Source organism: Streptomyces mayonensis (genome assembly GCF_018982965.1).
Classification (GTDB): Bacteria; Actinomycetota; Actinomycetes; order Streptomycetales; family Streptomycetaceae; genus Streptomyces; species Streptomyces mayonensis.
In genome coordinates, this window is sequence record NZ_JACBYP010000215.1 from 1 (window position 1) to 5,402 (window position 5,402).

At 72.8% G+C, this 5,402-nt stretch carries 5 protein-coding genes; 3 read left to right on the forward strand and 2 right to left on the reverse strand.

Translation table 11 applies throughout. From position 1 onward, the window contains the following. The first annotated feature begins 69 nt into the window (after window positions 1-69). Window positions 70-1,191: a bifunctional succinyldiaminopimelate transaminase/glutamate-prephenate aminotransferase gene (locus tag HZS56_RS37050; protein WP_216725200.1), complete on the forward strand. Its 1,122-nt coding sequence runs from the start codon at window positions 70-72 to the stop codon at window positions 1,189-1,191. Window positions 1,192-1,374: 183 nt separating this feature from the next. Here HZS56_RS37050 and HZS56_RS37055 read toward each other — a convergent pair whose 3' ends face one another. Both HZS56_RS37055 and HZS56_RS37060 read right to left on the reverse strand, forming a co-directional pair. Next, complete coding sequence (locus HZS56_RS37055; protein ID WP_216725201.1) at window positions 1,375-1,809, reverse strand: ATP-binding protein; 435 nt, start codon at window positions 1,807-1,809, stop codon at window positions 1,375-1,377. Between the two features lie 410 nt (window positions 1,810-2,219). Further along, window positions 2,220-3,230, reverse strand: coding sequence for a VldE C-terminal domain-containing protein (locus HZS56_RS37060; RefSeq protein WP_444875602.1), 1,011 nt, complete (start codon window positions 3,228-3,230; stop codon window positions 2,220-2,222). An 83-nt stretch (window positions 3,231-3,313) separates the two neighbouring features. Here HZS56_RS37060 and dapE point away from each other — a divergent pair, with 83 nt between their 5' ends. Further along, window positions 3,314-4,393: a succinyl-diaminopimelate desuccinylase gene (gene dapE, locus HZS56_RS37065; protein ID WP_216725202.1), complete on the forward strand. Its 1,080-nt coding sequence runs from the start codon at window positions 3,314-3,316 to the stop codon at window positions 4,391-4,393. 168 nt (window positions 4,394-4,561) lie between these two features. Beyond that, window positions 4,562-5,320: an LOG family protein gene (locus HZS56_RS37070; protein ID WP_216725203.1), complete on the forward strand. Its 759-nt coding sequence runs from the start codon at window positions 4,562-4,564 to the stop codon at window positions 5,318-5,320. Window positions 5,321-5,402: the final 82 nt, after the last annotated feature.

Below are 5,402 nucleotides of genomic sequence, written 5' to 3' on the forward strand. Positions count from 1 at the left end.
GGGCGCCTACGAGGAACCTCACGAGGACCGCTCACGAGGACCGCTCACGACGAAAAGGAACCACCCACCGTGTCCGCAGTCTCCGACCGCCTCCCCACCTTCCCCTGGGACAAGCTGGAGCCGTACAAGAAGACGGCCGCGGCCCACCCCGACGGCATCGTCGACCTCTCCGTAGGCACCCCCGTCGACCCGGTCCCCGAGCTGATCCAGAAGGCCCTGGTCGACGCGGCGGACTCCCCGGGCTACCCGACCGTCTGGGGCACCCCGGCACTGCGCGACGCGATCACCGGCTGGGTGGAGCACCGCCTGGGCGCCCGCGACGTCACCCACCGGCACGTGCTGCCGATCGTCGGCTCCAAGGAACTCGTCGCCTGGCTCCCGACCCAGCTGGGCCTCGGCCCCGGCGACAAGGTGGCCTTCCCGCACCTGGCCTACCCGACGTACGAGGTCGGCGCCCGCCTCGCCCGCGCGCAGTACGAGACGTACGCGCTGACACCGGGCGCCGACGCGCCGGACCCCACCGAGCTGGACCCGGCGGGCCTGAAGCTCCTGTGGCTCAACTCCCCGTCGAACCCGACCGGCCAGGTCCTCTCCAAGGCCGACCTGACCCGCATCGTGGCCTGGGCCCGCGAGCACGGCGTCCTCGTCGTCTCCGACGAGTGCTACCTGGAGCTGGGCTGGGAGGCCGCCCCGGTCTCGGTCCTGCACCCGGACGTCAACGGCGGCTCGTACGACGGCCTCGTCGCCGTCCACTCCCTCTCCAAGCGCTCCAACCTCGCGGGCTACCGCGCGGCGTTCCTGGCCGGCGACCCGGCGGTCCTGGGCCCGCTCCTCGAGATCCGCAAGCACGGCGGCATGATGACCTCGGCGCCGACCCAGGCGGCGGTGGTGGCGGCCCTCGGCGACGACGAGCACGTCCGCGTCCAGCGCGAACGCTACGCGGCCCGCCGCACGGTCCTGCGCGAGGCCCTGCTCGGCCACGGCTTCCGCATCGAGCACAGCGAGGCCAGCCTCTACCTCTGGGCCACCCGCGACGAGTCCTGCTGGACCACGGTGGCCCACCTGGCCGACCGGGGCGTCCTGGTGGCCCCGGGCGACTTCTACGGCCCCGCGGGGGCACGGTTCGTCCGCGTCGCCCTGACGGCGACGGACGAACGCGTCCAGGCGGCGGTGGCGAGGCTGACCACCTGAGCCGGCCGACGCCTGTCCGCCCGCCACACCCGCGACCCGTCCGCCACACCCCCGACCCGTCCGCCACACCCGCGACCCGTCCGCCACGTCCGGCCGCCACCCCCACCGTGCCGACGCGGGCACGCGAAACGCCGGGTCCCGGGGAACGAACCCCGGAACCCGGCGCCGTGGCGGTACTGGCGCTCAGCCGCCCAGGGGAAGCCCCTGCACCGGCAGTCCGCCCTTGCCCAGCGCGTCCGTCGGCAGGCCGCCCTGCGTGGCGGTCTGCGCGGTGTCACCGACGATGTCCCCGGCGGCGCCCGCCGCGCCACCGGCGGCGTCCTGTGCGGCCGGCGTGGCCTTCTTGACGACCGAGCCACCGGCCTTGCCGGCGGTCGGCACGGCCGTCTGGACCGCCTTGCCGCCGGTCTCGCCCGCCGTCCCGGTGACGTTCTGGGCCGCGGAGTCGACGGTGCTGCCGACGTTCGCCCCGTCCAGGGCGGTCAGGCCCCCGAGGTCCGGGGTGGCCGGCAGTTCGGGAGCCGCGCTGGCGGAGCCGGCCGCACCGACCCCGGCGGCCGCTCCCGCAGCGACGAGCAGCGCGGCACGGGCGATCCGGCGGGTCAGGGGGAGGGACATGATGCTCCTTAGACGGAAGTCAACGGTGTTCAGAAACGGTCAGGATGAGGAATCCCGCCGCGCCCGGCGAGTCGTCGTCGCGTTCGTTGTCGAGTTCGTCGTCCGGGCTCGGACGCAGTGACTACCGCTCGAAGTCCGCGAAGGTTGCGGCGGGCCAACGTAAAGAGTTGGTAATGCGTCGCATTATCAGGTGCACAGAAAAACGGGCAAAAGGGTGCTGGTAAGAAAGTCTGCCGAATCCTTACAGCCCTTGATTTCTCCGGGCTCCGACCGCCCCGGAACCGGCATCGTGAAAACGTCCGCCGCGCGTCGCCCCCACGCCCGCGCGGACAACGCCTACGGGTGAAGCCTCGTACAGGTGACCGTCGGACCGCGGTCCACGCGGTGGCCCGTACCGCCCCGTCGCACCTCTACCGCGCGTACCGTGCGGTCGTGATCTGCACCGAACCCCCGGCCCGCTCGGCGCCCTTGGTGCCGGACGCACCCGTCGGACGCCACTTGCTGGCGGTGTTGCCCGCGGTCCACACCCGGCCCGCGTAGGAGACGTCCTGGATGCGCAGCGCGGACGCGTTGGCCACCGCCCAGTGGGCCAGCTGCCAGCCCCGTCGCGCGCGCTCCTCCGGCGACGCACCGCTGTCCGCCGTCACCGGCAGGGTCACGGTCCGCTCGTCCGCCGAGCCTCCGCGAGCGCCCTGCGTGCCCGCGGTCGGCGTGGCCGCGTCGGCGGACGCTGCCGTGGCGTCGGCCACCTCTGCGGCCGCCGGCTGGAGCACCGAGGGCCCGAAGTCCCGTACCAGCGCGGCACGGACCGCCTCCGGCCCCTGAGCGCGGCTCGTCTCGGGAGGCCCGTCGCAGGTCAGCGTCGCGGCGGAGCGACCGGTCAGGGCGCCGGCGAGCAGCAGGGCGTCGGCTTCGTGCTTGGTGTACGCGTACGGGTGGCCGCTGCGCTGCACGCTCTGGGCGGCGTCGGTCAGCGACAGGTCCAGGTAGTCCGGCACCTTGACCAGGTGGTCGTAGAACTGGCCCGCCGAGTACGCCGGGTCCATGATCTGCTCCTGCGTGCCCCAGCCCCACATGGGCCGCTGCTGGAACAGGCCGAGCGAGTCCTTGTCGCCGTGGTCGAGGTTGCGCAGCGCCGACTCCTGCAGCGCGGTCGTCAGCGCGACCGCGACCGCCCGCTCGGGCAGCTTGCGGGCGGTGCCCACGGCGGTGATCGTCGCCGCGTTCACCGCCTGCTCCGGCGTGAACTCGTAGGCCGCCCCGTCGCCCTTGCCGGACACCACGGTGCACTTCGGGTCGCCCGGGCCCCCGCTGACGTACTGCGCCGTCAGATACCCGGCGACGGCGAGCAGGACCATGCAGGCGGCGCCCGAACGGACGAGGCGACCGCGGCGTCTGGGAGGCGGCGAGGGCGAGAGCACGCGTACAAGGTACTGGAGGGTAGGGCCCGGTGTGTGCCGGGTACGGACAGTGCCCGAAAGGGCACGCACGTTAGGGTCGGGCCATGGCCGACACCCCGCTTGACCTCACACTGGATGCCGCGGAGCTTACCGCGCGGCTCGTCGACTTCCCCTCCGAGAGCGGCACCGAGAAGCCGCTGGCGGACGCGGTCGAGGGTGCCCTGCGCGCCCTGCCGCACCTGTCGGTCGAGCGGTACGGCAACAACGTCGTCGCCCGCACCGAGCTGGGCCGCGCGGAGCGCGTGATCCTCGCCGGCCACATCGACACGGTGCCGATCGCCGGCAACGTCCCCTCCCGGCTGGACGCGGACGGGGTCCTGTGGGGCTGCGGCACCTGCGACATGAAGGCGGGGGTCGCCGTGCAGCTGCGCATCGCGGCGACCGTCCCGGAGCCCAACCGGGACCTCACCTTCGTCTTCTACGACAACGAGGAGGTCGCCGCCGACCTCAACGGCCTGGGACACGTCGCCGACGCCCATCCCGAGTGGCTGGAGGGCGACTTCGCGGTGCTCCTGGAACCGTCGGACGGCCAGGTGGAGGGCGGCTGCCAGGGGACGCTTCGGGTGCTGCTGAAGACGACGGGGGAGCGGGCGCACTCCGCGCGGAGCTGGATGGGCGCCAACGCGATCCACGCCGCCGCCCCGATCCTCGCGCGTCTGGCGGAGTACGAGCCCCGCTACCCGGTGATCGACGGCCTGGAGTACCGCGAGGGCCTCAACGCGGTCGGCATCACGGGCGGGGTGGCGGGCAACGTCATCCCCGACGAGTGCGTCGTCACCGTCAACTTCCGCTACGCCCCCGACCGCAGCCCCGAAGACGCCCTCGCCCACGTGCGCGAGGTCTTCGCGGACTGCGGGATCGAGGAGTTCGTGGTCGACGACCACAGCGGCGCCGCCCTGCCCGGCCTGTCCCACCCGGCCGCGGCGGCCTTCATCGAGGCCGTGGGCGGCACCCCGCAGCCCAAGTACGGCTGGACGGACGTGTCGCGCTTCTCCGCCCTCGGCGTCCCGGCCGTCAACTACGGGCCGGGCAACCCGCACCTGGCGCACCGGCGCGACGAGCGGGTCGAGGTCGCGAAGGTACGGGCGGGGGAGGAGCGCCTGCGCTCCTGGCTGACGGCGTGATCCACTACGGGACCCACTACGAGATGCCTTACGAGATCCATTACGTGATCCACTACGGCATCCACCGCGGGTTTACGTCGCTGCGTGGCGGACATGCTGAGGTCCCTCGTACGTAACCCGCGTAGATCTACGCTGAGGTGGAACGACCTGCGACTGGAGGGAGCGCCCATGCCTACCGGCAACCCCGAGGGCAAGAAGCAGCCACCGGAGGAACAGCGCCTGGGCCCGGTCCTCCGGAGGGGGGACCAGGTGCAGCGGAGCACCACGGACCAGCGGCTGCTGGACGAGCGTGCGCCGACCGACTGGGTGCACACCGACCCCTGGCGCGTCCTGCGCATCCAGTCGGAGTTCATCGAGGGCTTCGGCACGCTCGCCGAACTGCCGCCCGCCATCAGCGTCTTCGGCTCCGCCCGGACACCGGCCGACTCGCCGGAGTACGAGGCGGGGGTGCGGCTGGGCCGCGGCCTGGTGGAGGCGGGCTTCGCGGTCATCACCGGCGGCGGCCCCGGCGCCATGGAGGCGGCCAACAAGGGGGCCCTGGAAGCGAAGGGGACGTCGGTCGGCCTCGGTATCGAGCTGCCCTTCGAACAGGGCCTCAACCCCTACGTCGACATCGGCCTGAACTTCCGTTACTTCTTCGTCCGCAAGATGATGTTCGTGAAGTACGCGCAGGGGTTCGTCGTCCTGCCCGGCGGTCTCGGCACCCTCGACGAACTCTTCGAGGCCCTCACCCTGGTCCAGACCCAGAAGGTGACCCGCTTCCCCATCGTCCTCTTCGGCTCCGAGTACTGGGGCGGCCTGATCGACTGGCTCCGGGGCACCCTGGTCGCCCAGGGCAAGGCGGCGGAGAAGGACCTCCTCCTCTTCCACGTCACGGACGACGTGGACGAGGCGGTGGCCCTGGTCTCCAAGGAGGCGGGCCGCTAGAGGGGTTCCGGCCGCCGCCTCTGACAGGGCCGAGGGTCCGTTTGGGATGCAGGCGGCGCGGAGCGCGGGGCGCGGGGCGCGG